The 26401-nt window shown below is 45.0% G+C and carries 28 protein-coding genes; 3 read left to right on the top strand and 25 right to left on the bottom strand.

The genetic code is table 11. The annotated features are described in order from the left end of the window. Positions 1-41: 41 nt before the first annotated feature. Positions 42-566 carry a transcription repressor NadR gene (locus YYK_RS08935; protein WP_012775369.1) on the bottom strand — a complete coding sequence of 175 codons (525 nt, stop codon included), beginning with the start codon at positions 564-566 and terminating at the stop codon, positions 42-44. Between the two features lie 105 nt (positions 567-671). Next, complete coding sequence (locus YYK_RS08940; protein ID WP_012775370.1) at positions 672-1547, bottom strand: VOC family protein; 876 nt, start codon at positions 1545-1547, stop codon at positions 672-674. 106 nt (positions 1548-1653) lie between these two features. On the opposite strand from YYK_RS08940, the gene YYK_RS08945 reads away from it, so the two are divergent. Then, positions 1654-2154 carry an NUDIX hydrolase gene (locus YYK_RS08945; RefSeq protein ID WP_012027905.1) on the top strand — a complete coding sequence of 167 codons (501 nt, stop codon included), beginning with the start codon at positions 1654-1656 and terminating at the stop codon, positions 2152-2154. Between the two features lie 49 nt (positions 2155-2203). Here the strand turns inward: YYK_RS08945 and mmuM are convergent, their stop codons facing one another. The 14 genes from mmuM to YYK_RS09015 all read right to left on the bottom strand — a co-directional run bounded on the left by mmuM (position 2204) and on the right by YYK_RS09015 (position 16843). After that, positions 2204-3151: a homocysteine S-methyltransferase gene (gene mmuM / locus YYK_RS08950; RefSeq protein ID WP_012775454.1), complete on the bottom strand. Its 948-nt coding sequence runs from the start codon at positions 3149-3151 to the stop codon at positions 2204-2206. Positions 3152-3163: 12 nt separating this feature from the next. After that, entirely contained in the window at positions 3164-4540 is a 1377-nt protein-coding gene (locus YYK_RS08955) for an amino acid permease (RefSeq protein ID WP_012028540.1), read from the bottom strand. 136 nt (positions 4541-4676) lie between these two features. Next, the gene (gene gltX / locus YYK_RS08960) at positions 4677-6131 is read right to left on the bottom strand and encodes a glutamate--tRNA ligase (protein ID WP_014917323.1); all 1455 of its coding nucleotides are present in this window, start codon (positions 6129-6131) and stop codon (positions 4677-4679) included. Between the two features lie 71 nt (positions 6132-6202). Next, positions 6203-7483, bottom strand: coding sequence for an MFS transporter (locus YYK_RS08965; RefSeq protein WP_012027911.1), 1281 nt, complete (start codon positions 7481-7483; stop codon positions 6203-6205). Between the two features lie 91 nt (positions 7484-7574). Beyond that, positions 7575-8234, bottom strand: coding sequence for a LiaF transmembrane domain-containing protein (locus tag YYK_RS08970; RefSeq protein ID WP_012028544.1), 660 nt, complete (start codon positions 8232-8234; stop codon positions 7575-7577). Positions 8235-8238: 4 nt separating this feature from the next. Continuing rightward, the gene (locus tag YYK_RS08975; protein WP_012775372.1) at positions 8239-8685 is read right to left on the bottom strand and encodes a LytTR family DNA-binding domain-containing protein; all 447 of its coding nucleotides are present in this window, start codon (positions 8683-8685) and stop codon (positions 8239-8241) included. Between the two features lie 177 nt (positions 8686-8862). Next, the gene (locus YYK_RS08980) at positions 8863-9621 is read right to left on the bottom strand and encodes a TIGR00266 family protein (protein WP_002939965.1); all 759 of its coding nucleotides are present in this window, start codon (positions 9619-9621) and stop codon (positions 8863-8865) included. A gap of 207 nt (positions 9622-9828) precedes the next feature. Next, on the bottom strand, positions 9829-10323 hold the full coding sequence (locus tag YYK_RS08985; RefSeq protein ID WP_012027915.1) for a beta-class carbonic anhydrase: 495 nt from the start codon (positions 10321-10323) through the stop codon (positions 9829-9831). A 123-nt stretch (positions 10324-10446) separates the two neighbouring features. After that, positions 10447-11814 (bottom strand): DNA repair protein RadA, encoded by a 1368-nt coding sequence (radA, locus tag YYK_RS08990; protein WP_012027916.1) that lies wholly within the window; start codon positions 11812-11814, stop codon positions 10447-10449. A gap of 6 nt (positions 11815-11820) precedes the next feature. Continuing rightward, positions 11821-12354 (bottom strand): histidine phosphatase family protein, encoded by a 534-nt coding sequence (locus tag YYK_RS08995; protein ID WP_012028546.1) that lies wholly within the window; start codon positions 12352-12354, stop codon positions 11821-11823. A 6-nt stretch (positions 12355-12360) separates the two neighbouring features. Further along, complete coding sequence (locus YYK_RS09000; protein WP_002939955.1) at positions 12361-12804, bottom strand: dUTP diphosphatase; 444 nt, start codon at positions 12802-12804, stop codon at positions 12361-12363. A 105-nt stretch (positions 12805-12909) separates the two neighbouring features. Then, positions 12910-14694, bottom strand: a complete 1785-nt coding sequence (locus YYK_RS09005) for an ABC transporter ATP-binding protein (protein ID WP_012028547.1) — start codon at positions 14692-14694, stop codon at positions 12910-12912. Next, positions 14695-16401 (bottom strand): ABC transporter ATP-binding protein, encoded by a 1707-nt coding sequence (locus tag YYK_RS09010; RefSeq protein WP_012028548.1) that lies wholly within the window; start codon positions 16399-16401, stop codon positions 14695-14697. Continuing rightward, positions 16394-16843 carry a MarR family winged helix-turn-helix transcriptional regulator gene (locus tag YYK_RS09015; RefSeq protein ID WP_012027921.1) on the bottom strand — a complete coding sequence of 150 codons (450 nt, stop codon included), beginning with the start codon at positions 16841-16843 and terminating at the stop codon, positions 16394-16396. The genes YYK_RS09010 and YYK_RS09015 overlap by 8 nt, the downstream gene beginning before the upstream one ends. Before the next feature lie 221 nt (positions 16844-17064). Between YYK_RS09015 and YYK_RS09020 the strand changes: the two genes are divergently transcribed. Both YYK_RS09020 and galU read left to right on the top strand, forming a co-directional pair. After that, entirely contained in the window at positions 17065-18081 is a 1017-nt protein-coding gene (locus YYK_RS09020) for an NAD(P)H-dependent glycerol-3-phosphate dehydrogenase (protein ID WP_012027922.1), read from the top strand. A 44-nt stretch (positions 18082-18125) separates the two neighbouring features. After that, positions 18126-19025: a UTP--glucose-1-phosphate uridylyltransferase GalU gene (gene galU / locus YYK_RS09025; RefSeq protein WP_014917324.1), complete on the top strand. Its 900-nt coding sequence runs from the start codon at positions 18126-18128 to the stop codon at positions 19023-19025. A gap of 17 nt (positions 19026-19042) precedes the next feature. Here the strand turns inward: galU and YYK_RS09030 are convergent, their stop codons facing one another. From YYK_RS09030 to YYK_RS09070, 9 genes are all read right to left on the bottom strand, one after another. Then, positions 19043-19720, bottom strand: coding sequence for a rhomboid family intramembrane serine protease (locus YYK_RS09030; protein ID WP_012027923.1), 678 nt, complete (start codon positions 19718-19720; stop codon positions 19043-19045). Beyond that, entirely contained in the window at positions 19704-20246 is a 543-nt protein-coding gene (locus tag YYK_RS09035; protein ID WP_012027924.1) for a 5-formyltetrahydrofolate cyclo-ligase, read from the bottom strand. Before YYK_RS09035 ends, YYK_RS09030 begins: the two co-directional genes overlap by 17 nt. A gap of 40 nt (positions 20247-20286) precedes the next feature. Further along, positions 20287-21414, bottom strand: coding sequence for an N-acetyldiaminopimelate deacetylase (locus YYK_RS09040; protein WP_012027925.1), 1128 nt, complete (start codon positions 21412-21414; stop codon positions 20287-20289). Between the two features lie 9 nt (positions 21415-21423). After that, positions 21424-22122 (bottom strand): 2,3,4,5-tetrahydropyridine-2,6-dicarboxylate N-acetyltransferase, encoded by a 699-nt coding sequence (gene dapD, locus YYK_RS09045; protein WP_012028552.1) that lies wholly within the window; start codon positions 22120-22122, stop codon positions 21424-21426. A gap of 274 nt (positions 22123-22396) precedes the next feature. After that, complete coding sequence (locus tag YYK_RS10240) at positions 22397-22864, bottom strand: hypothetical protein (RefSeq protein WP_012027929.1); 468 nt, start codon at positions 22862-22864, stop codon at positions 22397-22399. After that, positions 22851-23387 carry a hypothetical protein gene (locus YYK_RS09055; RefSeq protein WP_012775374.1) on the bottom strand — a complete coding sequence of 179 codons (537 nt, stop codon included), beginning with the start codon at positions 23385-23387 and terminating at the stop codon, positions 22851-22853. Before YYK_RS09055 ends, YYK_RS10240 begins: the two co-directional genes overlap by 14 nt. A gap of 111 nt (positions 23388-23498) precedes the next feature. Continuing rightward, entirely contained in the window at positions 23499-24239 is a 741-nt protein-coding gene (locus YYK_RS09060; protein ID WP_012775375.1) for a metallophosphoesterase, read from the bottom strand. Between the two features lie 65 nt (positions 24240-24304). Further along, the gene (locus YYK_RS09065; protein ID WP_012775376.1) at positions 24305-25654 is read right to left on the bottom strand and encodes a glucose-6-phosphate isomerase; all 1350 of its coding nucleotides are present in this window, start codon (positions 25652-25654) and stop codon (positions 24305-24307) included. An 81-nt stretch (positions 25655-25735) separates the two neighbouring features. Further along, positions 25736-26278 carry an ATP-binding protein gene (locus YYK_RS09070; protein ID WP_012775377.1) on the bottom strand — a complete coding sequence of 181 codons (543 nt, stop codon included), beginning with the start codon at positions 26276-26278 and terminating at the stop codon, positions 25736-25738. Positions 26279-26401: the final 123 nt, after the last annotated feature.

A 26401-nucleotide genomic window follows, 5' to 3' on the forward strand; every position in this document is an offset into this window, starting at 1 on the left:
AAAACAAAACCTTACAGGTGTCAAGACGCCTGTAAGATTTATTAATTTTCTAGTAAAATACCTGCATGTTTTAAAGCTGCTGAAAGTTCATTATAGGCTTGCACAGATGGGAAAGAGACTGTATGTGTATGAACTCCTTCTGTTAAATTACTCAGTAACACACCTTGGTATTGACCTAAGGCATCCAAAAAATGATCCCTATCTTCTAAACTTGCAATATTCAGCTTGCCTGATAATAAGCCGTAAATGGGATGCTCAATTTCAACATCTAGTATTTGAGCTCCACCCTCTAGCAAGATTGTCAATTCTTTTTCTACCTCTTCTGGACCATGTTGACAAGCTATCTTTCGAATGTAGGCTCCTTCAGTAGATGGCAAAGAAGATTGGAGTAAGTACCCTCTCGGAGTTGCCAAGACAGCTTCTCCCTCCGCACGAAGCAAGGCTACATCTCCAACAATTACTTGTCGACTCACTCCAAATTCTTTCGCCAGATAATTAGCTGCAAGGGGATAGGGGCTTTCTCGTAAAAGGGATAGGATTTTCTTACGTCGTTCTGTTGCTTTCATACACATTCCTTTCGTACACTTTTTTCCATTATATCAAAATTCCTGTAAATCAACCTTTCCTCAACCCAAAAACGGAAACTGCAGAACAGTCTCCGTTATCATCTGCTAGTTTAGCAATGCTTGAATAGCCGCAATGTCCAAACGTTTCATGGTCATCACAGCCGCATTGACTGCCTTGACCTTTTCTGGGTTAGCCGTATCGTATGCTTCCATCAAAATACGCGGCACGATCTGCCAAGAAATCCCAAACTGGTCCTTGGCCCAACCGCAAATCTCCGCTTCTGGAACTGCCGACACTTTTTCATACCAGCTCTCCGCTTCTTCCTGACTGTCTACATAGACCATGAATGAGAAGGCTTCGTTGAAAGAAGCCACGCCACCGTAGCCGTGGTCCATAACAATCATTTTCTGTCCAGCGACAAGAAGTTCCGCATAATTCAGTTTGGCAGCCTCAACAGCAGCCTCCCCTTCACCGTAGTAGGAAAGTTGACCGACACTAGCCTGAGGGAGCTTGTCCTTGTAGTAGTCCAACATAGGCTGGGCCAAACCGACCTGTTCCTGCGAGAAGAGCAGGCAGATGTCAAACTGATAAGGCTTGTCCAAGTCCGGTGCATAAGACAGTTGCCAAGACAGACCAAAGCGGTCTTCCAACCAGACATAGTAAGGGCTGAAAGGATATTCTCCCAAAGGCATGAGAATACGACCGCCTTCTGACAAGGCTTGGTACAAACGTGTCACTTCATCCTTGTCGGCTACATTGACCATAAGGGACATGGACTCATTGAGCGTAAAGTATGGACCCGCACTAATAGCCGCCAAGGTCATATCCCCCAGTTGAAACTGAATCAAATCCGAATCACCAGAAGGCGTATCCGTAATCGTGTAGGTCCAGTCAACATTGCCACCAAAGAGGTCCACATAAAAAGCCACCGCTTCTTTTGCCTCTGTATCATACCAGAGATGAGGAATAATAGGTTGCATAAATTTCTCCTTTTCTTTCGTCTGCCCATTATACCACACACTTGTCCGTACAAGCTCACAGGAAAACTTCCTATGCTATAATAGAAGGATAGAAAAGGAGCAAGCTATGGAAATCTGGAATGCCTACACAGCCGACGGTCACTTGACCGACCACACCCTCACACGCGGAGAATCCATTCCCGACGGCCTCTACCACCTAGTCGTCGAGTGCATCATCCGCCACCACGACGGCAGCACCCTCTTCATGAAACGCGACAGCACCAAACCCTCCTACCCTGACTATTATGAAGCGACAGCAGGAGGTTCGGCTTTGTTTGGAGAAATAGCAGAGCAGGCCATTTTGCGCGAAGTCCGCGAAGAGACAGGCATTGAGCTGACAGCTGACCAACTACGCCACCATAAACACTTTGTTGCCCATGACGACCAGTGCATTTTCCACTGCTACTGGGCTGAAACCGACTGGGACAAAGTTGCTATCCAACTCCAAGCCAACGAAACCAGCAATTATATCTGGGTGCAACAAGAAAATTTGAAAGATTTCCTGGAAACAGAGCTAGTCATTCCAAGGCAGAAAGACTATGTGGAGAGGCTGTTTTTAGAAAGCTAAATTCCCCTAACAGACAAATCCCCGCCGTCACAGGACAGCGGGGCTCCTTTTATTTCAAACCTGCAACTAGGTCAGCAATATCGGCTGGTCGGGTTCGGCAACAACCTCCAACTACCTTGGCACCCAGTTCGTGCCATTCAAGTGTGTTGTCCAGAAGAGAATGGCTGTCGTCTGCCTTTTCCTTCCAAGTTTGAGTGGCTCCATCATAGACTTCCCCAGAATTCGGATAGGTGACAAATGGTTTATCCGTTTTTTCTCTCAACTGACTGAGAAAGGCTGGATAGAGCGAGGGAGCCGTACAGTTAAGACCAACCGCCAAAATCTGCTCACTGCTGTTGACCAGCTCTGCTATTTTTTCAATAGACGTTCCGTCAGAAATCGACTGACCGTCTTGTGAGGTGAAACTAATATAGGCTTCAGCCTCTGGAAAATCCTCTGCCAGCAACTCTACTAAGGCTTGTGCTTCAAGAACATTTGGGATGGTTTCCAAGGCTAAGAGTTCAGCCTCCTGTTCTAAGAGGAGTTCAATTCTGCGACGGTGGAAATCTTTTAATTCTGACAGACTAATGTTGCCATAATCGCCTGTATATTCAGCACCGTTCGCCAAATAGGCTGCGTAGGGACCCACGTCACCTGAGATGAGAGGATAGGTTCGTTGTACTTTTTCAGCTTCAGACAATTCTGCCCAAACCTCATCACGCGCTTCCTTGGCCAAATCAACGGTCAAGCGAATGAGTTCTTCAGCCTCTGCTTGTGACAAACCAACTTCTGCTAATCCTTCAAAGGTTGCCTGATAGGTTGAAGTCGTGACCAAGTCTGCTCCGGCACGAATATAATCCTTGTGGATATCCTTGATATACTGGGGATTCTCCAAAAGATACTTGGCTGACCAGAGCTTACCTGATACATCATGACCTCGAAATTCCAATTCCGTCCCAAGAGCACCGTGTAAAATGATGTATTCCTTTTGTTCTAATAGTTCTTTAAAACGACCCATACTAGTTTCTCCTTACCACTTCTTGAAGCGGATGTAGTGATAAATATAGCAGCCAATCATGAATGGCACACCAAAGTAAAGACCGGCACGCTGAGAAGGATCCCAACCGATTCCGATGATGGAAATAACCAACAAAACAACCGTAATCCACGGCAAGGTTGGTGAGAAGGGTGTCTTGTATTCCAATTCATCTTCGCTATGATTCTTCAAAAATTCACGTCGGAAACCGATTTGTGCCAATGGAATGGCCAACCAAGCAATCACAACTGCAAAACCAGCAATGGAAACCAGAGCAAGGAAGATAGTATCTTCTGCATAAATTGACGCAACCAAGGCAATCACAACACCAATCATGGACAAGATCATGCCACGCATTGGAACACCGTGTTTATTAATTTTTACCAATTCCTTGCTAATCATGCCTTCATTTGCCAAAGACCAAAGCATACGGCTTGAAGCGTATAGCCCTGATGTAGAGGCCGATAAAATAGCCGTCAAGATAATAAAGTTCATAATATCTGCAGCGTAAGGAAAACCGATTTTATCCAATACAAGTACGAATGGCGCTTCTGTCACACCTGCTTCTGACATAGGAAGTAGGGCTGCCAAGACTACAATGGTCAAGACGAAGAAGATGACCAAGAGACCGATTGTTGACTTGATGGCTTGTGGCACGGCTTTCTTAGGATTGTCAGTCTCTCCAGCGGCAATTCCGATCATTTCCACACCTGAAAAGGCATAGTTAACCGACAGCATAACTGAAATCAACCCAACTAGGCCGTTAGGAAGTAAACCTTGGGCTGTAATATTAGTAAAGAGCGGCGCAGCATTGGTTCCCTCAAATGGCAAAATACCAAAAATAGCTAAAGTCCCAAGCACAATAAAGGCTGCTATGGCATAGACCTTGATAGACGAGAGTGCATCCTCCGCCTTGGCAAACCAACCAACAGAAAGGGTATTTAGCCCAAAGACAATAACTGCAAAAATCGTCGCAAAAATCCAAATCGGTACACTAGGAAACCAGCGTTGCATAAGCTGTGCTGCTCCAACGAACTGAGAAGCTAGAGCGACTACCCAACAAAGCCAATACATCCAGGCCACCATAAATCCTGTTCCAGGACTGATAAACTTGGTCGCATAGGTATGAAAAGAACCTGTGACTGGCATGGCTACCGAAAGCTCACCCAAAGAAAACATAACCAAATAGACCATAACAGCTCCGAAAAGATAGGCTGCAACAGCTCCAAATGGACCAGCCTGTGCAATGGTATAGCCTGAACTCAAAAACAATCCTGTCCCGATAACCCCGCCGATGGACAACATCTGCAAATGACGACTGTTCATCTCGCGGTTAAAGGTCCCTTGATTTTCAAAATTATGATTTTCCATAAACTCTCCTAAATTCTTGTGATTATTCTATCATACCATGGATTTTCAAAAACTGGTTATATCGTTTTCAATCCAGGTGTTATAGCTTCAAACTATGACAAATCCCCACCGCCATATGACAGTGGGGATTATTTCATTACAAACTCTTCAACATATTGTCAATATGCTGGATGGATTTTTCACGGCCGAGCAGGTAAATAGTATTTGGCAACTCAGGTCCATGCATTTCGCCTGAAACAGCGATACGGATTGGCATGAAGAGGTTTTTGCCCTTGATGCCTGTTTCTTTTTGAACAGCCTTGATTTGTGGGAAGATGTTATCTGGTTGGAAATCTTCGTCCGTCATGGCTTCCAATTTTTCCTTGAGGGCGTTGAGAACAGTTGGAACCGTTTCGCCTGCCATGACTTCTTTTTCTTCCGCAGTCAATTCTGGGAAATCAGAGAAGAAAAGGTCTGTCAAACCAACGATTTCATCCGCAGATGACATCTGTGGCTTGTAAAGTTCCACCAATTTTTCTGCCTTGTCTGTCAAACGCCCCGCTTCTTCCAAGAATGGCTTAGCAAGGTTGAAAATAGTTTCTAAATCAGCATTTTTGATGTACTCATTGCTCATCCAGTCCATTTTCTTCTGGTCAAAGGCAGCGGGTGACTTGCTGAGACGGTTCTCATCGAAGAGTTGGATAAATTGCTCACGAGAGAAGATTTCCTCTTCACCACCCGGGTTCCAACCCAAAAGACCGATAAAGTTGAAGACAGCCTCAGGCATGTAACCTTTACGGCGGTAATCTTCGATGAACTGAAGGGTGTTAGTATCACGTTTAGACAACTTTTTACCTGTTTCAGAATTGATAATAAGCGTCATGTGACCAAATTCTGGCGCTTCCCAACCAAGTGCTTCATAGACCATGAGCTGCTTGGGTGTGTTGGCAATGTGGTCATCCCCACGGATAACGTGCGAGATTTTCATGAGATAATCATCAATGACCACGGCAAAGTTGTAGGTTGGGTAGCCGTCACGTTTCTGGATAACCCAGTCACCACCGATGTTGCCACCTTCAAACTCGATCTCACCCTTAACCATGTCGTTCCACTTGTAGATACCAGCTTCGTTGACAGCCAAGCGGACCGTTGGGACAATGCCAGCCGCCTCACGCTCTGCGATGTAGGCAGTTTTTTCATCCTCAGACATACCAAGGTATTCGTTGATGTAGCGAGGTGTTTCGCCCGCAGCTTCCTGACGCTCACGCTCCGCCGCCAACTCTTCTTCGGTCACATAAGACTTGTAGGCCTTGCCTTCTGCCAAGAGCTGATCAACATACTTTTGGTAAATATCCAAACGCTCAGACTGACGGTAGTTCTCATGGGTTTCTGGACTCTCATCCCAGTCAATACCCAACCAACGCAGGTTTTCAAGTTGAGAACGCTCGCCGTCTTCCACATGGCGCTTGCGGTCTGTATCCTCGATACGAATGAGGAAAGTACCGCCATGATGACGGGCAAAAAGATAGTTAAACAATGCTGTACGGGCATTTCCGATATGCAAAAGTCCCGTTGGACTTGGTGCGTAACGCACACGAATTGGTTTAGTCATGTTTCTCTCCTGTAAAATTTCAATCAAGAACATTATAGCATAGATATGCATAAGAAAACAGAAAAATCAGTCTAAACAGACTGATTTTGAGGTGTTTTTTGGTTACGTGCCAGCCAGTAGAAGACATAGAGGACTAACAAACCAGTTGCAGCTAGGAAAAGTCCGCTAATCTGATTGACAGTCAAGATTAAGACCAAACCCGAAACCAACAGTCGAGTAAAGGCTTGACCTAGCATAAAATAGGTTGATACCGCTCCGCCAATGGTCGCCAACTGCTCCTCTGGCATAGAATTGACAAACTTAGCGTTAAACTTAGGTCCACTAGCTCCAGAACTAATTCCCATTGTAGTAAGGAAGAAGAAAATAATTGGCAGTTGATGAAGCAACATTCCGACAAAAACGCCAAGAAGAGAGAAAGTGGCTGCCACTTCCAGCGTCACCATGCTGGTATTTTTGAAAAGGGTAAAGACTAAGGTCGAGCCCAGAATATGTCCGATAAAGAAGATCAGAATGGTCAGGGCAAGGGTTGTTTCAACATTGAGGAAGACGAGGCCTGGGTCTTCGCTAATCAGCAGGACCAGAATAGGATAGAGAATCGCTCCACAGGCGTTGATAAGAGGGTTGGTAATCAGGACCAGGCGGAACTCGGGTATCTTGCGCAGCTCCACGATTGCTTGCTTGAAAGAAGCTAGAATGCCTGGTCCCTTGGTTTTTGGCTCAGTCTGGTTCGGCTGCTCCGCTATTTTCAAAGGCTGCTCCGTCAGGAGTTTGCGAAAGGCTGGCGTCAGCAGCTGCATGATGAGAAGGGAGGCTAAAAAGGTGCCGGCGTTGAGAAAGGCCAGGTTTTGGTAGGAGAGGAGGCCGACCAAGAGGGCAGAGAGGGCCTGAAAGGCGATGTTGAGGAGGCTGGTCACGGTCTGGCGAAAGGCCGAGTACTGCTCCCGCTCTTCTTTGGGCGCTACGCGTAATCCCAGAGGTGTATAGAGGCCGTTTTCATAGAAGCCAGCGAAGTCTGCAAAGACATTGAAGCTAGCTGCCACTACGACAATCCAGAGGGCTGGCTCAAAGCCCATGCAGAATCCGAGGATGAGGTAGAGAAGGACACGAAAGAGTAAGGTCAGCTTGATGGTGCTGATTTTATTGACCGTCTTGTCTGCTAGATAGCCCGTAAAGAGCCCCATAAAGCTAGGGAAGATTTCCGAGAAGGTCACGATCGCCAGAGCCAGACGACTGTTGGGCACCAGTAAAACATAGTTCATCAATGCCAGATAATAGACCACATCGCCAAAATTGGACAACATATCCGCAGTCAGTACCCATAGGTAAGTAGCATTTTTCAAAATCTTTTTCATGATAATCCCTTTCTTTTGATTAATTTTCAGAATATTCTGATTTTTTGTCCTACAGAGGAGCCTGGATAGACCTTCCTCTGCGATTATTCTTTTACATAGAGTAAATATTTAATGTAGAAAATGCCATATCACCCGTCACCAAGAGAATCTTTTCTTTTGGCTCAGATGCGTAGTTGTTAGTTGTTGACATGGCGCTATCCAACTCTACAACCGCTTGCCAGTCAGCAGGCAGATAGAGTGTGATATTTGAGAAGGCCGCATCGATATGAAAATCTGCCTTATTACCCAGAATCACCGCCTGATCAAAATAGACTGTACTAGATCCAAAGGCTACATCCACACTATCATGGATAAAATTTTCCTCATGGATGTATCGAGTCGAGGAACCAAAAGCTGTATCGCGTCCCTTATCGCCAATCACCCCTGTGACAACTCCATGAGCCAGTCTGCGCTTCCTTGGTTTAAAAATTAGTTTCAAGCCAAGACAGAGTAAGACAAGCGACAGAAACATGTTCCAAGTCCCAAACTCCACCCATTCATAGACAGAGTTGGCAGCTATAAAAGCTAGGCCGAAACAAAAGATACTGGCAAGCCAATCCAACTTTACCAAGCGGTGAAAACCTGTCACAAAGGTTAATACAAACCAGACAGTGGTCCAAAAGGGCATTGCCAAATGCAAACCCAATGACTCCCTCAACAAGACCAAAACCGCCAGTCCTATAACTGCAGCTCCAATTAATAAACGTTTCATCTTCCTACCTCATTTCCTGTAACTTTTCTTTTAATAAATGATAATAATGCCGCGACACGTGGACTTCCTTGTGAGTCTTATAGAAGGAAATCCGACTGGTGCCCGAGAAGGACTTATTTAGCGAATAGACTAACTTGCTATTGACAATGGTTGACTTAGCTACCCTACAAAAGTAGATGGGCAAATGCTCCTCAAGTTCATAGAGTTTCATCTTAACCTCGTAGGCATCATCGCCTGTATGAGCAAAAATCTTGGTTCCATCCGTTTCAAAGAAAAGTATGTCCCCCAATGAAAGAAAATACTCGCTGCTCCCCTTGTAAAAAACAAGCGAGGGACGACTAACTTGTTGCAAAGCTTGCTGAATCTGTTCAATCTCTGGTCCCAGCTGGCTGGTTCGGATAACAACTTCAACCTGATCTAAGCTGTCATCAAATTCAATCCTAACTTTCATAGCTCCCTCCTTTTTGATAGCTCTATTATACCAGTTCGACATCCAATTACAAGGGCATTTCAGTAAGTGGCAAAATTAGACAGGTAAGTGGTAGAAATAAACTAAGAAAAGTCCCTTGCATTACGCGAGGGACTTTATTTTTATTATATGATTTTGAAAATTGCAGAGTTTTTCTTCTTAAAAAATCGCATCCAGCAACGATGTGCTTCCACCACCACCATCACCACCTGCACCGACAATATGATTGCCAATGACCTGAGCAAAGGTCTCAATGTTCAAACTCTGTACATAGATTTCTCCATAACCAGTAAAGGTATTAACGATTCCTTCACCTGTACCGATAGATTGGAGGAAACCATTTTCCATATGGATATTGTAGTCCAAATCACGACTCCAAGCAACCACATGAGCATTGTCAATGGTGATACTTCCACCATCCAAAGTTAGCTTCTTAATAGAACCAAACGCATTCGCCAAAAGTGTGCCATGGCCCTCTGTAGTCATCACAAAGAGTCCACCCTGACCACCAAAGAAAGCTTTCCCAACACTCTGGCGTTCCATTTTATACTGGGCAGAACCGTCAAGGGCAAGGAAGGCACCATCATTTAGTCGATATTGCTCTGCACCAAGTTCCAAGGCAATAACCTGACCTGGCGTTGAAGGCGCAAGTGCAATTTTTCCATCGTCACTATTGGAAATGGCTTGCGTGATAAACATAGATTCGCCTGATACCATTGACCGACCGATGGCCCCCATCAATTTACCAAAACCTGAACCACCACGCGCATTGAGCTTGGTATTCAAGGTCACACTCGGCGTATGGTAGACCATGCTCCCCTGTTGAATATAAGCTGATTCACCAGCTTCCAAGGCGATTTCCACCAAAGGAAACTGCATATTACTATCGATAGTATATTTCATCCGATTGTCTGACATAGTTGACTCCTATTTTTTACGAAAGGTCCTGTTAACCACAGGATAGCCATAATAAACCTAGAACAAGCTAAAATAAACCAAGTATCATTTATCTCTTCATTTGTTCTGTTGTGATAATACAATTTTATCTCATTCAAAAAAACTTGTCAAGGATTTCCCGGTCATTCAGATAAAATTTACAGGAAAAACCGAACTTCCTGAGCATTCCTATATAACTTCTGTTATACGACCCGTATCCACATCATAAACCGCACCAGAAATTTCAACGTCGTCAGGTATGAGCGGAGATTGTTTCAAGAGAGCAATATCCTCCCGCACGCTTTCTTCAATGTCTGTAAAAGGAAGAAAGTCCTGACCAGCCACATCCACTCCCAAATCTCGCTTGAGTTGGACTGCAAATTCTTCATTGGTAAAGGTCTGTGCACCGCAGTCTGTATGGTGGAGGACAACGATTTCCCATGTACCGAGCTGCTGCTGGGAAATGACTAGCGAGCGAATCATGTCTTCTGTCACGCGCCCACCCGCATTCCGCAGAATGTGAGCATCCCCCAGAGCCAAGCCTAAGGCCTGCGCCACGTGAAGCCGTGAGTCCATACAGGTCACGATAGCCACCTTGGTCTTTGGACGAAGAGGCAAATGGTAATCACCATGCAGGTCAACATAGGCCTTGTTGGCCTTCATAAAGTTTTGAAAATAAGACATAGGACCTCCTTGTCTGATGAGAATTTCTGAAATTTTCAGAAATAGGTTAGACCTAGCTTATCACATTCCCGACTATTTGTCGCAAAAAGAGGAGCGACTAGCTGTAACTCCCGAATGATTTCATCAGTTGAATACTTTCTGCAAGACTTCGCCAATGGTGGTCACGCCGATAACGGTGATTTCCTTGGGCACCTTGATACCTGTCAGGGAATTTTTGGGGGCATAAACCTTGGTAAAGCCCAATTTGGCGGCTTCGTTAATCCGTTGTTCAATACGATTGACGCGGCGGATTTCCCCTGTCAGACCGATTTCGCCCATAAAGCACTCTTGTGGGTTGGTTGGCTTGTCCTTGTAACTGGAAGCAAGGGCAACTGCGACTGCCAGGTCAATAGCTGGCTCATCCAGTTTGACACCGCCTGCTGATTTGAGGTAGGCGTCTTGGTTTTGGAGCAGCAGGCCTGCCCGTTTTTCCAAAACCGCCATAATCAAGCTAGCACGGTTGAAATCCAGTCCTGTCGTGGTCCGCTTGGCATTGCCAAACATAGTCGGCGTCACCAGAGCCTGCACTTCCGCAAGGATTGGGCGGGTACCCTCCATGGTCACGACAATAGCCGAGCCAGTCGCTCCGTCCAGACGCTCTTCCAGAAAGACCTCACTTGGATTGAGGACTTCGACCAAGCCCTGCGACTGCATTTCAAAAATGCCGATTTCATTGGTGGAGCCGAAGCGATTTTTGACCGCCCGCAAGATACGGAAGGTGTGCTGCCGCTCGCCTTCAAAATAGAGAACGGTGTCTACCATGTGCTCCAAGGTCCGCGGTCCAGCCAAGGTTCCTTCCTTGGTCATGTGGCCGACGATAAAGGTTGCGATATTGTTGGTCTTGGCAATCTGCATGAGCTCATTGGTCACTTCACGTACCTGACTGACAGAGCCTTGCACGCTGGAGATGTCAGGACTCATAATGGTCTGGATAGAGTCGATAATCAGGAAATCTGGCTTGATTTTCTCAATCTCGGTCCGAATGCTCTGCATATTGGTCTCTGCATAGAGATAGAACTCGCTGTCAATGTCGCCCAAGCGTTCCGCTCGCAACTTAATCTGCTGGGCAGACTCTTCCCCCGACACATAGAGGACGGTGCCAATGGTAGACAGCTGAGTGGATACTTGCAGGAGCAAGGTGGACTTGCCAATCCCTGGATCGCCGCCAATGAGAACTAGACTCCCCGGTACCACACCGCCACCGAGGACGCGGTTGAACTCCTCCATGTTAGTCTTAGTGCGAGCCACTTGAATGGATGACACTTCATTGAGTTTCATGGGACGGGTCTTCTCACCTGTCAGGCTGACCCGCTCGTTCTTGACTTCAGCGACTTCCACTTCCTCGACAAAGCTAGACCAGGAGCCACAGTTGGGGCAACGACCCAGGTACTTGGGCGAGTGGTACTCGCAGGATTGACAGACAAAGGTTGTTTTTTTCTTAGCGATGGTCATTTCCTCCTATAGAGTGTATTCTAGGATTTCGCAGTAGGCTATAGTTTCTTTGGGAACAAACTGGCGTATCAGCATACCGTGACAGACGATAACGATTCGGTCATAGGCTTTGTATTTTCCAAGGGCCTGTAAAAATCGCTCTCTCATCTCCGCAGCAGTCTCATAGCGAACAGGTGAAGACTCAGGCACCGCTCCGCTATTTTCCAAAAATAATCGATGAGCTAAGACAGCCTCGTCTTGACTGGCATTTTGCCCCGTCATATCTGGTCGCCATTCATGAAAAAAGGGCTCGACCATAAGAGGTAGTTGCTGGGCATGAGCAATGTAGGTCGCAGTTTCCAAGGCCCGTGTGACGCTTGAAGCGACGACTACTTGAGCTTGGGAAAAGATAGGATTACTAGCAATTTCCTGAGCTAAAGTCCGCCCCTTTTCAGTTAAAGGAGCCAAATCCCGTCCAAAACCTGCATACAGCCGAGGATTATCATGCTGGTCAAACATACTGTAGTCGGGTTCGGAATGCCGCACAAAGAGAATCTGCATAGTAGTCTATTTCCCTGTCGATCCAAATCCGCCCGTCCGAACGCCGTCGGCCTGATCACCGTCAGCCAAGAGGAAGGGGGCAAAAACAGCCTGCACAATCCGCTCACCAGCTTCCACCACGACGGTTTCCTCTGTGATGTTTCGCATCTGGGCAAAGATGTGGCCTTCGTTGGCTGGATTGCCGTAGTAGTCCCCGTCGATAACCCCAACCGAGTTAATCAGGACCAGACCCTTCTTGCGAGGATTGGACGAGCGGTCGTAGAGATAGAGGACTTCGTTTGCCTGCATATAGGCCTTTACACCTGTCGGCACCAGCTTAATCTCGCCTGGCTCCAAGCTGACAGTTTCTGCAGCTTTCAGGTCATAACCTGCTGCATGAGCGGTCTCACGTTTTGGCAATAAGTTTTCATCAGTAAACTGGCTGACCAGTTCGAATCCACGGATTTTCATAGTAGTTTCCCTTCAATTTCTTCATGCATAATACATACGCTCTCTATTATAATTTATTCGCAGGCTAAAAGCAAAACTCCAACCTAGTGGCTGGGGTTTTCAACTTTATTCAAACACAAACTGGTTGTGGTAAAGTTCGGCGTAGAAGCCATTTAGTTTGAGAAGTTGGCTGTGGTTGCCTTGCTCGATAACCTTTCCATCCTTGAGGACGATGATTTCATCCGCATTGAGAATGGTTTTGAGGCGGTGGGCAATGACGAAGCTAGTCCGTCCTGCGATAATGGCCTCCATAGCCTTTTGAATTTTGGCCTCCGTTACGGTATCAACGTTTGAGGTTGCTTCGTCCAAAATCAAGACTTGTGGGTCTGTCAAAAGCGTACGGGCAATGGAAATCAACTGTTTCTGACCTGTTGAGAAGACATTCTCATCATCGGTCACAAAGGTTTCATAGCCCTCTGGCAAGCTCATGATGAAGTCGTGGATATGGGTGGCACGAGCTGCGGTTTCCACCATTTCCTGCGAAATGCTTTCATCACCAAAGCGAATATTGTCCGCAATAGTACCCGAGAATAACACCGACTCCTGCAAGACGATACCGACCTTATTCCGCAAGCTATCCAAATCATATTCCCGAATATCGCGACCATCAAAGGCCACACTACCACCATTGACATCGTAGAAGCGGTTAATCAAGTTCATAATGGTAGTCTTACCAGATCCCGTCGGACCAACGACCGCCACCATCTTACCCTTAGGAGCAGAGATAGACACCTTGTCCAAGACCTTCTGACCTGGCAAGTAGCCAAAGTCGATGTCCTTAATTTCAACACCTTCTTTTAATTCGGTAAATAGCGGAGCGTTTTGAGGACGAACTTCCTCAGGCTCATCAAACATTTCCTGAATACGATGAGCTCCTGTGAAAGCTAGCTGCAATTCTGCCCAGCTGGCAGCAACCTGCATGATTGGCTGGTAATACTGTTGCGAGTATTGAACAAAAGTCACCACCAGACCAAGTGCGGCAGCTGTTTCCAGTGAGCTGTCATTGAGAACAATGCTGGAACCTGCAAAGATAACAATGGCCGTATTGACCAAACTCATACCATTCATAAATGGGAAGAGAATCCCACCAAACAAGCGTCCCTTGAAAGTTGTGCGACGAACTTCTTCATTGAGCTCCAAGAAACCATCAATTGTCTCTTCCTGCACACCTTGTACAATAATCGCTTTTTGTCCAGAAATTTTCTCGTCCATGTAGGCATTGAGTTTAGACACCGCAGCCTGTTGCTTATCCGTATATTTCCGTGATAGGCGGATGATAACGACCAAGGCAATCAAGGCAACTGGCGTAGAAGCAATGGTCACCAAGGCCAAGCGAGTATCCTGACGGAACATCATGATGACCATACCAACATAAAGAGCGATGTTGGTCACCACTTGGGTCAAGGACTGGTTGAAAGCGTTTTGGATATTGTCCAAATCACTGGTAAAGCGAGAAAGTATATCCCCGTCCTTGTGGCTATCAAAGAAGGCAACTGTCAAGCGTTCCAGTTTGCCAAACAAGCCCTTACGCATACGGTTGGTCGAATGAGCCACGATACGCGTGAAGAGGAGAGTGTAAATCAAGGAAGCCACAACCGTCGCCGCATAGGCAAAGAAAAGATTGAGCATAACCCCGTTAAAATCAGCCATGTCTGGCTGAAAGTCAGCCTGACCAGCTTGATTGGCCATAAAGTAAGCCTGCCCGATTTTCCCCATCTCCGCAATGGCATTTCCAAGGAAAACAGGTGTCTTAACCTGCAGGTAGGTCGCTGCCACAATGGCTAGAAAAATCACAGCAAAGGACAGTTTATAGCGTTTAAAATAAAACCAGAAAAAACGTAACGTCTTCATCTATTCCTCCCTCCCTTTCTGTGTTTCGTAGATTTCACGGTAAACATCGTTCGTCGCTACCAACTCAGCGTGAGTTCCTTGTCCAATTAGACGGCCTTCGTCAAGAACCAAAATCTTATCAGCTTTGACAACAGAAGAAATCTTCTGGGCAACGATGACAGTGGTTGTCCCCTTCAAATCATGGTTGAGAGCCTCTTGGACCAGTTTCTCAGACTTGGCATCCAGGGCAGAAGTCGAGTCATCCAAGACCAAAACCTTAGGCTCACCAATCACCCCACGAGCAATGGACATCCGCTGCTTCTGGCCACCAGAGAAGTTATTTCCACGTTCTTCTACTTGGCTCTCATAGGTATCATCCAAGCGGTCGATAAATTCTTTGGCTTGGGCAATACCTGCGGCCCGCTCCAAGCGTTGCAAATCAGCACCAGGTGCCCCTTGACGCAGGTTGTCCGCAATGGTTCCCGAGAAGAGAATAGCCTTTTGCAAGACAATCGATACCGTATCACGCAGGGTGTTCTTGCTGACTTCTTTCAAGTCCCGACCACCGATGGACACCGTTCCTTCTTGCGGGTCAAACAAACGCGGAATCAGTTGAGCAAGAGTGGATTTACCCGCACCTGTTGCACCAACCACACCGACCATTTGACCTGGCTCAATCTCAAATGAGATATTTTTCAAAGTCGGCTCCGTATCGTGTGGATAGGTAAAGCTAACATTGTCAAAAACAATCTTACCAGTCAATTCTTCATCCGCCACATCCTTGAAGGTCATAGCAGGTTCTGTATCCAAGACCTCGCTGATCCGCTTAATAGAAATAGCAGCACGTGAAGCCTGCATCCCCATGAAGCTAGTCATGATAATGGCAAACATGATTTGCATGAGGTAACTCATAAAGGAAGTAAAGCCACCGACTGCCTCCAAGTTGGTTTCCAACATCCCGGACACCAAGTAGAGCGATGCAAAAATCGCCATGTAAGAGATAAACATCATCAAGGGTTGCAAGATAGCAAAACCATAGCCGATAAAGAGGTTGAGGTCCAAGAGTTCATTGGATACTTTCTTGAACTTGGCATACTGATTTTTTTCCTGTACAAAAGACTTAACCACACGAATCCCACGGAGGTTTTCCTTAGCAATACTGTTCATCTTGTCCATGAGGGACTGGAATTTCCCAAAACGTGGTCCCATTTGCCCCATGACAACTGCCATAATAGCCATAATCAAGACCACCATGAGAATAATCATCCACCAGAGTTCTGGCATGGTCCGCACTGCCATGATAAAGGCTCCGACAAACAGCAATGGAACCCGCATCAACACTGTAAAGAGCATCATGACAAGGTTCTGGATTTGATTGACATCGTTAGTCATCCGAACAACCAGGTTCCCTGCGTTAAACTCTTCGATATTAGCATAAGAGAAGCTTTGGATCTTCCGAAAGGTCTTCTCACGAATATCTGCAGATACCCCTTGTGAAATTTTTGCTGCAGCAATGGTATTGACAAGCCCTGCCAAAAGACCAATTCCAGCAATAATCAGCAGTAATTTGCCCACACGAACAATTTCATCCTTGTCATTGGCCAAGACTGCTGTCAAAACATCCTGCAAATAACTAGGTTGCATCAAGGTCGTTGCTACGACAATTGACGTCAGCAAGACCGATGCCAAGGCGTACCATTTATAACGTAAAATGGCTTCTTTAAACATGATTCTTCTCCTTATAGCGTTGAATATTTACTTTTAATTGATTGCCCACCTGTTTAACCAAGTCAAAGTCCTCTTTTTGAATGCCCCAAAAAAGTGAATGGTGCATTTCTTCATGAAAAGCTTTCAGGTGACATATCTTCCCTTGTCCCTTCTCTGTCAAAACCAGCTGTTTGAAGCGTTTGTCAACCTTAGAGGGAAGGACTTGGATAAAGCCATTTTTCTCCATTCTCTTGACCAGATTGCTGGCAACCGATTTGGAAATCTTTAATTCCGCTTCTATATCTTTTACAAAGGTTTCGGCTTCCGACCGTTCCGCAATGAAGCGCAAGGCCCAGCCCTGTGGACCAGCCAAGTGCTCCACATCGTATTCTTTTGCAATGGTTTCACTAATTTGTTCAATCTGATTGAGCAAGTTCCGAAAATCTGCAATAGTATGTCCCATGACAGCTCCTTTCTACGAAAATAATTACCATGAGAACTATTATAGTTCTCTTAAGAACTATTGTCAATTATTTCGTTTGCTCTTTTCTGAAAATATTTTGTTATTTCAGCATCATTACGCACTTAAAACCCATAATATATATACCGTATAAATTATATAAGATTTTATGTATCAATTATGGTATAATATATCTAAATTACACCAACTAGAAAGGATTTTTTATGACCAAACAAACCATTGCCATCTTGGGACCCGGTTCATGGGGCACCGCCCTAGGACAAGTTCTCAACGACAACGGTCATACTGTCCGTATTTGGGGAAATGTCCCTGAACAAATCGACGAAATCAATAAAGAACATACAAATAAGCGCTATTTCAAGGATGTTATCCTAGATGAAAACATCAAAGGATATAAGGATTTGAGTGAAGCCTTGGACGGTGTTGACGCGGTTCTTTTCGTTGTGCCAACCAAGGTAACACGCCTAGTTGCCAAGCAAGTCGCACAAGCTCTCAAACACAAGGTAGTTGTCATGCACGCTTCAAAAGGCTTAGAGCCTGATAGTCACAAGCGCTTGTCTGAGGTACTGGAGGAAGAAATTCCTGCTGAACTCCGTTCTGAAATCGTCGTGGTTTCAGGGCCAAGTCATGCAGAAGAGACTATCGTCCGTGATTTGACCTTGATTTCTGCAGCTTCAAAAGACTTGGAAACAGCCAGCTACGTCCAAAATCTTTTCAGCAACCACTACTTCCGACTTTACACAAATAATGATGTCATCGGCGTAGAAACAGCAGGTGCCCTTAAAAATATTATTGCTGTCGGTGCCGGCGCTTTACACGGACTTGGTTATGGTGATAATGCCAAGGCAGCTATTATCGCTCGCGGTTTGACAGAAATCACACGTCTAGGCGTTGCTATGGGCGCAAATCCTCTGACTTACAGCGGTCTTTCTGGTGTTGGTGATTTAATTGTTACCGGTACATCTGTCCACTCCCGCAACTGGAGAGCTGGAGATCAGCTCGGTCGCGGTGAAAAACTCGAAGATGTAGAACGCAATATGGGGATGGTGATTGAAGGTATTTCAACAACTAAAGCAGCCTATGAATTGGCACAGGAATTGGGCGTTTACATGCCTATTACTCAAGCCATCTACAAGGTCATCTACCAAGGTGCAGGTATTGAAGATGCCATCAAAGAAATCATGACGGGTGAATTCCGACATGAAAATGAATGGCATTGATTTTTATTAAACAGAAAAAATAAAATTAAAAGGATTACATACTTATGAAAAAAGTTAGAAAAGCCGTTATCCCTGCAGCAGGTTTGGGAACACGTTTCTTGCCTGTCACTAAGGCTCTTGCCAAAGAAATGTTGCCGATTGTTGATAAACCAACTATTCAATTTATCGTTGAAGAAGCTCTACGATCTGGTATCGAAGATATTTTGGTGGTCACTGGTAAATCAAAACGTTCTATCGAAGACCACTTTGATTCAAACTTTGAATTGGAATACAACCTCAAAGAAAAAGGCAAAAATGATTTGTTGAAACTTGTTGATGAGACAACAGGCATTCGACTACACTTCATTCGTCAAAGCCATCCACGTGGACTTGGTGATGCCGTTCTTCAAGCTAAAGCATTTGTCGGGAACGAGCCATTTGTTGTCATGCTGGGCGATGACCTCATGGACATCACAGATACAAAAGCTGTCCCATTGACTAAGCAACTCATGAACGACTATGAAAAAACACATGCTTCAACCATTGCTGTTATGCCCGTTCCTCATGAAGAAGTTTCTGCATACGGTGTTATCGCTCCACAAGGTGAAGGTGTCAACGGTCTCTATAGTGTGGAAACCTTTGTGGAAAAACCAAAACCAGAAGACGCTCCTTCTGACCTTGCTATTATCGGACGCTACTTACTCACTCCTGAAATCTTTGAGATTTTAGAAAACCAAAAACCAGGTGCCGGGAACGAGATTCAATTGACAGATGCTATCGATACACTCAATAAAACACAACGCGTGTTTGCTCGTGAATTCAAAGGCAACCGTTACGATGTTGGGGATAAGTTCGGTTTCATGAAAACTTCTATCGACTACGCCCTCCAACACCCTCAAGTAAAAGATGATTTGAAACAATACTTGATCGATCTTGGTAAAAAATTAGATACAAAGAAAAACTAGCAAGCGCTAGTTTTTTCTTATGTCAAATAAAATATCCCTAATAATAGGGCGATCAGACCCAGATAGCCAATGAAACTGAAAAAAATCTGTTTTCCTGTAAAGAGATCTTTTTCCACAAGAGGTGGAAGGAACATCACGACCAAGCAACCTCCAACAGCTCCTCCAATATGTCCTGCCATACTAATGGTTGGATTAAAAAGTCCCAAGACCAAGTTCAATCCTAAAAGGACCATGTAGCGTTGACCAAGAACCTGTAGATAAGGGCTGCGACTAAATTTCCTCAAAAGTGCCATAGCCGCAAAAAGACCAAAGAGCGAGGTCGATGCACCTGCACCAACTACATCTGGTGTAAAAAAGAGAACAAAAAGATTGCCCATTATCCCAGACAAGAGATAGAGGAGAAAGAAGCGCCTTGAGCCAAACAGTCCTTCTAATTGATAACCCAAACCAAGCAAAGTAATGCTGTTAAAGATAAAATGCTCCCAACCAATGTGGACAAAGATGGGGGAAATCAACCGCCACAACTGAGTCGGATCATACCGCACAACTTGACCATACATGCCACCAAATTCAAAAATTGTATAGGCTGTAGTGGTCTGCCCAAATCGAAATACTTGTATCAAAAGAAAAACAAGAGCCGTGACTGCCAACAAGCCATTGGTCACAGGATAGCGCTTATCAAAAAAGTTCTTCAAAAATCAACAACTCCTTCACTGGAATATCAAAAACATCTGGTTCGAAATCATAGACTTGAAAGTCTGCCAAGGTCGATACCGTCTCCCCCTGATAATCTGCTAGGTAGCGATCATAAAAACCACCACCATAGCCCACTCGAAAACCCGCTTGATTCCAAGCTAAACCAGGCACATGGAGCAACTTAACCACAGACTTATCCACAGGTTGTGAATAAATACCAGGTTCCCAAACTCCAAACCTAGATTTCACCAAATCATCAGGATTATATTCTACAAAATCCATACGTCCTTGTGAATAGGTCTTAGGGATGAAAATCTGCTTGCCGTCCTTTTGAGCCTGTTCAATCAGGTAAGAAGTGTCAAACTCATGGGGCATGGAAAGGTAGGTCCCAAGCGACTTTGCACCCTGATAAGTATCAGAAGCAAGGAGGCGTTCCGTTAACTGCTGACTCCATCTTGCTCGCTGACTACTAGTCAGATCTTTCAAACTCTGCAAGACCTCTTGCCGAATGCTCTTTTTATCCACAGAAACTCCTTTCTTTTCAGAAAAAGGCTGGAAAACCAGTCTAGTTTGCTTTCATTTTCAAAAAATCACTCAACTTATCCACAGCAAAGGGAAGCACTTCCTCCTTGGGACTAAGGCGAGGATTGTGGAGGGGATAAGGCGTATCCACACCCAGCCAGAACATAACACCCGGCACCTTGTTGAGCAGGTAGCCGAAGTCCTCACCCGTCATGGCAGGTGGACAGTCAATCATCTCCACTCCGTCAATGCCATCAAAGTAGGTCATGAGTTCATCCGCCAACTGAGGATTATTTTCCACAGGTAGATAACCGCTAGGATTGAGCTCGATTTCCAAGTCTACTCCAAAGGACAGGGCGATTCCCTCTGCCACTTCCCGCACCCGCTTTTGCACCAGAAGACTCATGTTCTGGGTCAAAGCCCGAATGGTGCCGTGCAAAAAAGCTGTTTCAGCAATAACATTATTGGTCGTGCCCGCGTGCATGGAGCCGAAGGTGACCACCGCTCCCTCAATCGGATCAACGTTACGGCTGACCACCGACTGCACCTGAGTCACAAAGTAGCTGGCTGCCACCAAGGCGTCATTTGCGGTATAGGGAAATGCTGCGTGCCCACCCTTTCCTGTAAATCGTATCTTGACTTCACAGGTCCCAGCAAAGAGGGTCGCACGGTTGGTGGCCATTTGACCAACTTTGAGGTCCGGTCGGACATGGAGCCCATAAAATTCATCTGGTAACCAATCCCCGAAAGCTCCCGCTTCATACATAAGCATGCCACCTGCTAGATTTTCCTCCGCAGGCTGAAACAAGAAGAGAAGATTATTTCTCGGCTGCTGCTCTGCCATTTTCTCCAAAAGCCCCAAGGCAATGGTCATGTGGAAATCATGTCCGCAGGCGTGCATCCTGTCTGGGTGGAGGGACTTGAAGTCCAGGCCCGTCTCCTCCACGATCGGCAGACCGTCAATATCCGCCCGCCAGCCAATCGTTTTCTCTGGAGCAGAGCCTGTCAGATAGACCAGAATCCCTGTCTTCCAAGTGCGGACTTGGGCAAAAGAACAGTCTTGAAGTAAACCTTCAATAGTTTCCATAAGAAAGGCGTGGGTCTTGAACTCCTCCATGCCCAGCTCTGGAATCTGGTGGAGGGCCCGGCGTGTCGCAATCAAATCTAGCATAGCTACCTCTTAGAGTGTCCGCAAAGCCTCTTCCAAGGCTGTTTTTTGTTGGGTTTGAGCGTCGATTTCCTTGATGATGCGGGCTGGCACACCTGCCACCACTACGTTTTCAGGAACATCTTGAGTCACAATGGCACCCGCCGCCACTACAGAACCGCTACCGATTTGCACGCCCTCGATAACAACGGCATTGGCACCGACCAAAACGTTGTCGCCGACACGAACTGGCTCGGCAGAAGCTGGCTCGATGACACCTGCAAGGACCGCACCTGCACCGATGTGGCTGTTTTTACCAACGGTCGCACGGCCGCCCAAAATCGCACCCATATCAATCATGGTACCTGGACCGATTTCCGCACCGATGTTAATCACCGCGCCCATCATGATAACGGCATTATCGCCAATGGTCACTTGATCGCGGATAATGGCACCTGGCTCGATACGGGCATTGATATTACGCTTGTCCAGCAAAGGCACAGCCGAATTGCGGCCGTCTTGCTCCACCACATAGTCTACATTTTCAGTCAAGTTTGCCAAGAGTGGCTCGACATCCTTCCAGTCACCGAAGAGGACATTGCCAAGCTTTGTCACTTCAGCAGGAACAGCTCCTGCCAATTCTCCTTCAAAGGTCACTTTAACAGTTGTCTTCTTCACAGCATTACCGATAAAAGCAATGATTTCTTGCGCAGTCATTTTTTGTGCAGTCATAATGTTTCCAATCTAAAAATAATATTTTTTCTATTATATCAAAATTTTCTGAAAATTTGGGAAGAAATGCAAAAAAATGAAAAAGGGAGTGGGAAAGAACTCGATTAGGTCAAAAAAGAGTTCGTCTTCCCACCCTCGCACAGTTGATTAGGCCAGATTTGGAGTGCAAAACACGAACAAATCTGCCAATCAACCACTGCGCTGAGATGTTGATACGAACTCTGAGAAGTGATCCTGGGCTTTTTGCCCAGCCTCCTAAATACTATAGAACTCTCTATCCTCCTAAAGCAGCTGACATTTGCTCTATCTGCTGTTGCAAACCATCTCTATACTCTTTCAAGAATGTAATAATCTCTGCTCTTCCAACAATTGCAGCATTTCCTAATGGACCATATTGTTTTTTCTGTTGCTCAACAGATTGTGATACCGTATCACGCACAGACTGGTACATAGTGGCATCACCCAATCCATACTGGCTGACCATATTTTCATAGTTCGTAATATATTCATTCACAATGAATTCATACATCTTCATATAATCGCTATAAGTTTTTATACTTTCAATTGTTGCATCTGAGCTATCTGTCGGATTAAATTCTGAAACTGTAGCAGTACTTTCTGAACTTGTTGGGGTTTCCGTAGTTTTAGAGGAAGATTCTACTACCTCATCACTAATATCTACGCTATTTAAGATCTGTTCAAACTCTTGTTTCCTAGTGGAAGAATAGTCATCCTTTGACATATAAATTACATTTAAAAATCCCTGTTGGAGTGTCGACTAAAAAGAGTTGACCTTTATATGCTTCGCCATCTATCGTACCTGTCGCATCATAAAGGAAGCTGTCCATCCCATCAATCTTAGCTGAGCTTTCGTTAGCTGGTATCACTTTTCCTGACTGTTCCATCCCCTTCAGATATTGGGAGCGAACAGTTGCATCTTTAACTGATTCCTCTAAGGGCAACCAATATGCCATTGCCAATGATGAATCATCGGGATAAAAATATAAGGTATCACTCGTATCCCCTTCTTTACTCTTCCATGATTCATTTATGCTGATAGCCACTTCTGACAATTGGTAAGTTTTGTATCTTATAGAGCTTGTACTTACCTGTTCTGTCGAAGATTGGCCACCGCTAGAGCTCGTAAGGTTCTTAATCAGACCAATCGCAAACAATCCAACCAACACAATAAACCAAATTCGCTTGTAAAATGGTTTCTTTTGCACATAGACATTCCCATGTTCATCTCTAATTTTCTTCGCCATATAATCCTCCAAAAAATTGTGTACAACACCATTATATATATATATATATGCGTTGTCAAGTAGAAAAACAAAAAAATTAGAAGTTTTACCTCCTAATTTTCATGTATTATCTTAATCTTCAATTTCTTTTCTGGGATTGACAGCTCCTACGATGTAATCCTGTACCAAGCCTGTACCATCCAGCACGATCCCATGCAAAACTCCGCCGTAAACAGCTCCACCGTCAATCCCCATTTTCCCATCTGGACTGGTCCAGATTTGGCTAATGCGGAGTTTTGTTTGATAAAGGTTATAAACAGGAGTATGCCCAAAGACAATCATCTTCCCTGTGGTATTTTCGGCCTCATGGAAAGGGGTGCGTAACCAAACCTTATCATGATTGCTGGTTTCACGCCAGTCTGGTAAGGTCAAGTCCACACCAGCATGGACAAAGATATAATCTTCCGTTTCCAGATGATAGGGACAAGATTTGACGAAATCAATCAGGTCCTCATATTGTTCCAACACTGCATTGGCATCCACCAATCCATCTACAGGAGCATCCAAGGGCCGACCAAGAAGGGAGTTAATCGTCGTATCGCCACCATTTCGCCGATAGTGGTCATAGCGGTCAATCGGATCACGCAACCAGGCTAGAAACATTCGCTCGTGGTTACCCGTCAGACAAATTGCCCCCTTTTCCCGCACCAAGCTCCAGACCAACTCCAAACAGGCTTTGGAATTTTCTCCGCGATCAATCAAATCACCTAGGAAGATCAACTGTTGTCGCTTCTCGTTCCATTTCTTCAAAATATCGAGTAGCAGTTCAAACTTTCCATGGACATCGCCGATTACAAAAAATTCTTTTTTCATAGACTCTATTCTACCACATTTAATAAGCAAAGAAAAACTGACCGTTTCCGATCAGTTTGGTTTTCTTACAAACGTGCGTTCAATTCTGCACCGAGTTCTTCAAATCCTGGTTTTCCAAGAAGAGCGAACATGTTTTTCTTGTAGGCTTCTACACCTGGTTGGTCAAATGGGTTGATTGCATTGAGGTAACCAGAGATCGCAATTGCCAACTCGAAGAAGTAGAAGGTGTAACCAAGTGTGAACTCATCTTGTTGCGGAAGAGTGACAAACATGTTTGGTACGCCACCATCTGTGTGGGCAAGAAGTACGCCGTCCGTTGCTTTTTTGTTTACAAAGTCAACGTCTTTTCCTTGCAAGTAGCCAAGACCGTCAAGGTCTTCTGCCATTTCAGGAATCAAGATATTTTTTCTTGGTTTATCAACACGAACTACTGTTTCAAAGATATTGCGGTTTCCTTCTTGGATAAATTGTCCAAGTGAGTGCAAGTCTGTTGAGAAGTTAGCGGATGTTGGGTTGATACCTTTTTGGTCCTTACCTTCTGACTCGCCCGCCAATTGTTTCCACCACTCGCTGAAGTATTGGAGTGATGGCTCGTAGTTAGCCAAGATTTCTGTTACATAGCCTTTTCTGTAAAGGATGTTACGGACAGCTGCATATTGGTATGCTTGGTTTTCAGCAATCTTATCAGATGTAAATGTCGTGCGGGCTGCGTTTGCACCTTCCATAAGGGCATCAATGTCTGCACCAGCTGCCGCGATTGGCAAAAGACCAACTGCAGTCAAGACTGAGAAACGACCGCCGACATCATCTGGAACTACAAAAGTTTCCCAACCATTTGCGTCCGCTTCAACCTTAACTGCACCTTTTGCCTTGTCAGTTGTCGCATAGATACGCTTGTTGGCTTCTTCTTGACCGTATTTCTTGACAAGTAATTCTTTGAAGACGCGGAAGGCAATAGCAGGTTCAGTTGTTGTACCTGATTTTGAAATCACGTTAACTGAGAAATCCTTATCAGCAACATAATCCACCAAGTCAGCAAGATAGCTTGATGAGATAGAGTTTCCAGCGTAAAGGATTTGTGGAGCTTTGCGCTCTTCACGTGTTTGCAAGTTTACAAAGGCATTGCTCAAGAAATCAATAGCTGCTTTAGCACCAAGGTAAGAACCACCGATACCGATAACTACCAAAACTTCACTTTCATTTTGGATTTTAGCTGCTGCTTCCTTGATACGAGCAAACTCTTCTTTGTCGTAGTTTTCTGGCAAATCCAACCAGCCGATAAAGTCGCTACCAGGACCTGTTCCTTGACGGAGCATTTGGTCTGCAAGGGTAACTTGTGGTTGCATGTATTCTACTTCTTGAGCTCCAACGAATTGGCCCAAGACTTTTGAATAATCAAATGTAATATGTGTCATGTTTTTCCTCCATTTATGTACCATAATATGATAACGCTTTATCATATTTTTTTCAAGAAATTTATCAATTTTCATTTATTTTCATGAAATATGTTGTATAAATCTTAATTTTTGTGAAAATCTAACGAAATTTTCGCGTTTGTAATAATCCTCCAAAGTCTCTCCCGACTGGGTTACTGTAATCCATTTCGGGAGAATCTTAGATAGTAGGTAAAGCGGAATGAGGGCAGGATACCAAATGAACATGACTTCAAAGATGAACCGGTCGTTGTTGCCTCTTGAAATGTAACGTTGGCGGTATTCTTCTTTGAGAGAAGGGTGGGGAATATAGATATGAAATGGTACACCACCGCGTATAGACATGGCCAGCAACATTCTCATCAGAAAATTCAGCGCTACTAGGACTGTCTTTCCTTGTCTATGAAGAGTGTAGCCCTTATTGACATAGATTGTTTTATAGCGTTTATCCTTCAGTGGGCGTTTGGTGGATTTTCGCTCCTCTTTCGTTAAATGACGAACACTGCTATTATCGTACTTAATGTCAGACATTTCTAAGTCCACAACATCTGTATATTTCTTAGCAAGTGTCGTTTTTCCCATACCTGGAAAGGCAAATAAAAACATAGGCTTTCCTCCTTATTCCTCAGTAGAATAGCAGAGCATCCAAAAAGTTTTCTTAAGTTGCCCCTATTTTGCCTCTCATTTCTAAAAATAAGCCAAAGAAAACCCTCTGAAAGCCTGATTTCA

The sequence above is a fragment of the Streptococcus suis S735 genome, from assembly GCF_000294495.1.
GTDB classification, from domain to species: domain Bacteria; phylum Bacillota; class Bacilli; order Lactobacillales; family Streptococcaceae; genus Streptococcus; species Streptococcus suis.

Excerpts from the sequence above, each read along its gene's own strand:
- radA (WP_012027916.1), bottom strand. The coding sequence starts at position 11,814 with ATGACCATCGCTAAGAAAAAAACAACCTTTGTCTGTCAATCCTGCGAG.
- YYK_RS09065 (WP_012775376.1), bottom strand. The coding sequence starts at position 25,654 with ATGACACATATTACATTTGATTATTCAAAAGTCTTGGGCCAATTCGTT.
- YYK_RS09020 (WP_012027922.1), top strand. The coding sequence starts at position 17,065 with ATGACCAAACAAACCATTGCCATCTTGGGACCCGGTTCATGGGGCACC.
- YYK_RS09010 (WP_012028548.1), bottom strand. The coding sequence starts at position 16,401 with ATGTTTAAAGAAGCCATTTTACGTTATAAATGGTACGCCTTGGCATCG.
- YYK_RS09070 (WP_012775377.1), bottom strand. The coding sequence starts at position 26,278 with ATGTTTTTATTTGCCTTTCCAGGTATGGGAAAAACGACACTTGCTAAG.
- YYK_RS08955 (WP_012028540.1), bottom strand. The coding sequence starts at position 4,540 with ATGGAAAATCATAATTTTGAAAATCAAGGGACCTTTAACCGCGAGATG.
- mmuM (WP_012775454.1), bottom strand. The coding sequence starts at position 3,151 with ATGGGTCGTTTTAAAGAACTATTAGAACAAAAGGAATACATCATTTTA.
- YYK_RS09060 (WP_012775375.1), bottom strand. The coding sequence starts at position 24,239 with ATGAAAAAAGAATTTTTTGTAATCGGCGATGTCCATGGAAAGTTTGAA.
- gltX (WP_014917323.1), bottom strand. The coding sequence starts at position 6,131 with ATGACTAAACCAATTCGTGTGCGTTACGCACCAAGTCCAACGGGACTT.
- YYK_RS09040 (WP_012027925.1), bottom strand. The coding sequence starts at position 21,414 with ATGCTAGATTTGATTGCGACACGCCGGGCCCTCCACCAGATTCCAGAG.
- YYK_RS09015 (WP_012027921.1), bottom strand. The coding sequence starts at position 16,843 with ATGGGACATACTATTGCAGATTTTCGGAACTTGCTCAATCAGATTGAA.
- galU (WP_014917324.1), top strand. The coding sequence starts at position 18,126 with ATGAAAAAAGTTAGAAAAGCCGTTATCCCTGCAGCAGGTTTGGGAACA.
- YYK_RS09005 (WP_012028547.1), bottom strand. The coding sequence starts at position 14,694 with ATGAAGACGTTACGTTTTTTCTGGTTTTATTTTAAACGCTATAAACTG.
- YYK_RS08970 (WP_012028544.1), bottom strand. The coding sequence starts at position 8,234 with ATGAAACGTTTATTAATTGGAGCTGCAGTTATAGGACTGGCGGTTTTG.
- YYK_RS08935 (WP_012775369.1), bottom strand. The coding sequence starts at position 566 with ATGAAAGCAACAGAACGACGTAAGAAAATCCTATCCCTTTTACGAGAA.
- YYK_RS08985 (WP_012027915.1), bottom strand. The coding sequence starts at position 10,323 with ATGTCTTATTTTCAAAACTTTATGAAGGCCAACAAGGCCTATGTTGAC.
- dapD (WP_012028552.1), bottom strand. The coding sequence starts at position 22,122 with ATGACTGCACAAAAAATGACTGCGCAAGAAATCATTGCTTTTATCGGT.
- YYK_RS08945 (WP_012027905.1), top strand. The coding sequence starts at position 1,654 with ATGGAAATCTGGAATGCCTACACAGCCGACGGTCACTTGACCGACCAC.
- YYK_RS09055 (WP_012775374.1), bottom strand. The coding sequence starts at position 23,387 with ATGGCGAAGAAAATTAGAGATGAACATGGGAATGTCTATGTGCAAAAG.
- YYK_RS08965 (WP_012027911.1), bottom strand. The coding sequence starts at position 7,483 with ATGAAAAAGATTTTGAAAAATGCTACTTACCTATGGGTACTGACTGCG.
- YYK_RS10240 (WP_012027929.1), bottom strand. The coding sequence starts at position 22,864 with ATGTCAAAGGATGACTATTCTTCCACTAGGAAACAAGAGTTTGAACAG.
- YYK_RS08995 (WP_012028546.1), bottom strand. The coding sequence starts at position 12,354 with ATGCAGATTCTCTTTGTGCGGCATTCCGAACCCGACTACAGTATGTTT.
- YYK_RS08940 (WP_012775370.1), bottom strand. The coding sequence starts at position 1,547 with ATGCAACCTATTATTCCTCATCTCTGGTATGATACAGAGGCAAAAGAA.
- YYK_RS08980 (WP_002939965.1), bottom strand. The coding sequence starts at position 9,621 with ATGTCAGACAATCGGATGAAATATACTATCGATAGTAATATGCAGTTT.
- YYK_RS09000 (WP_002939955.1), bottom strand. The coding sequence starts at position 12,804 with ATGAAAATCCGTGGATTCGAACTGGTCAGCCAGTTTACTGATGAAAAC.
- YYK_RS08975 (WP_012775372.1), bottom strand. The coding sequence starts at position 8,685 with ATGAAAGTTAGGATTGAATTTGATGACAGCTTAGATCAGGTTGAAGTT.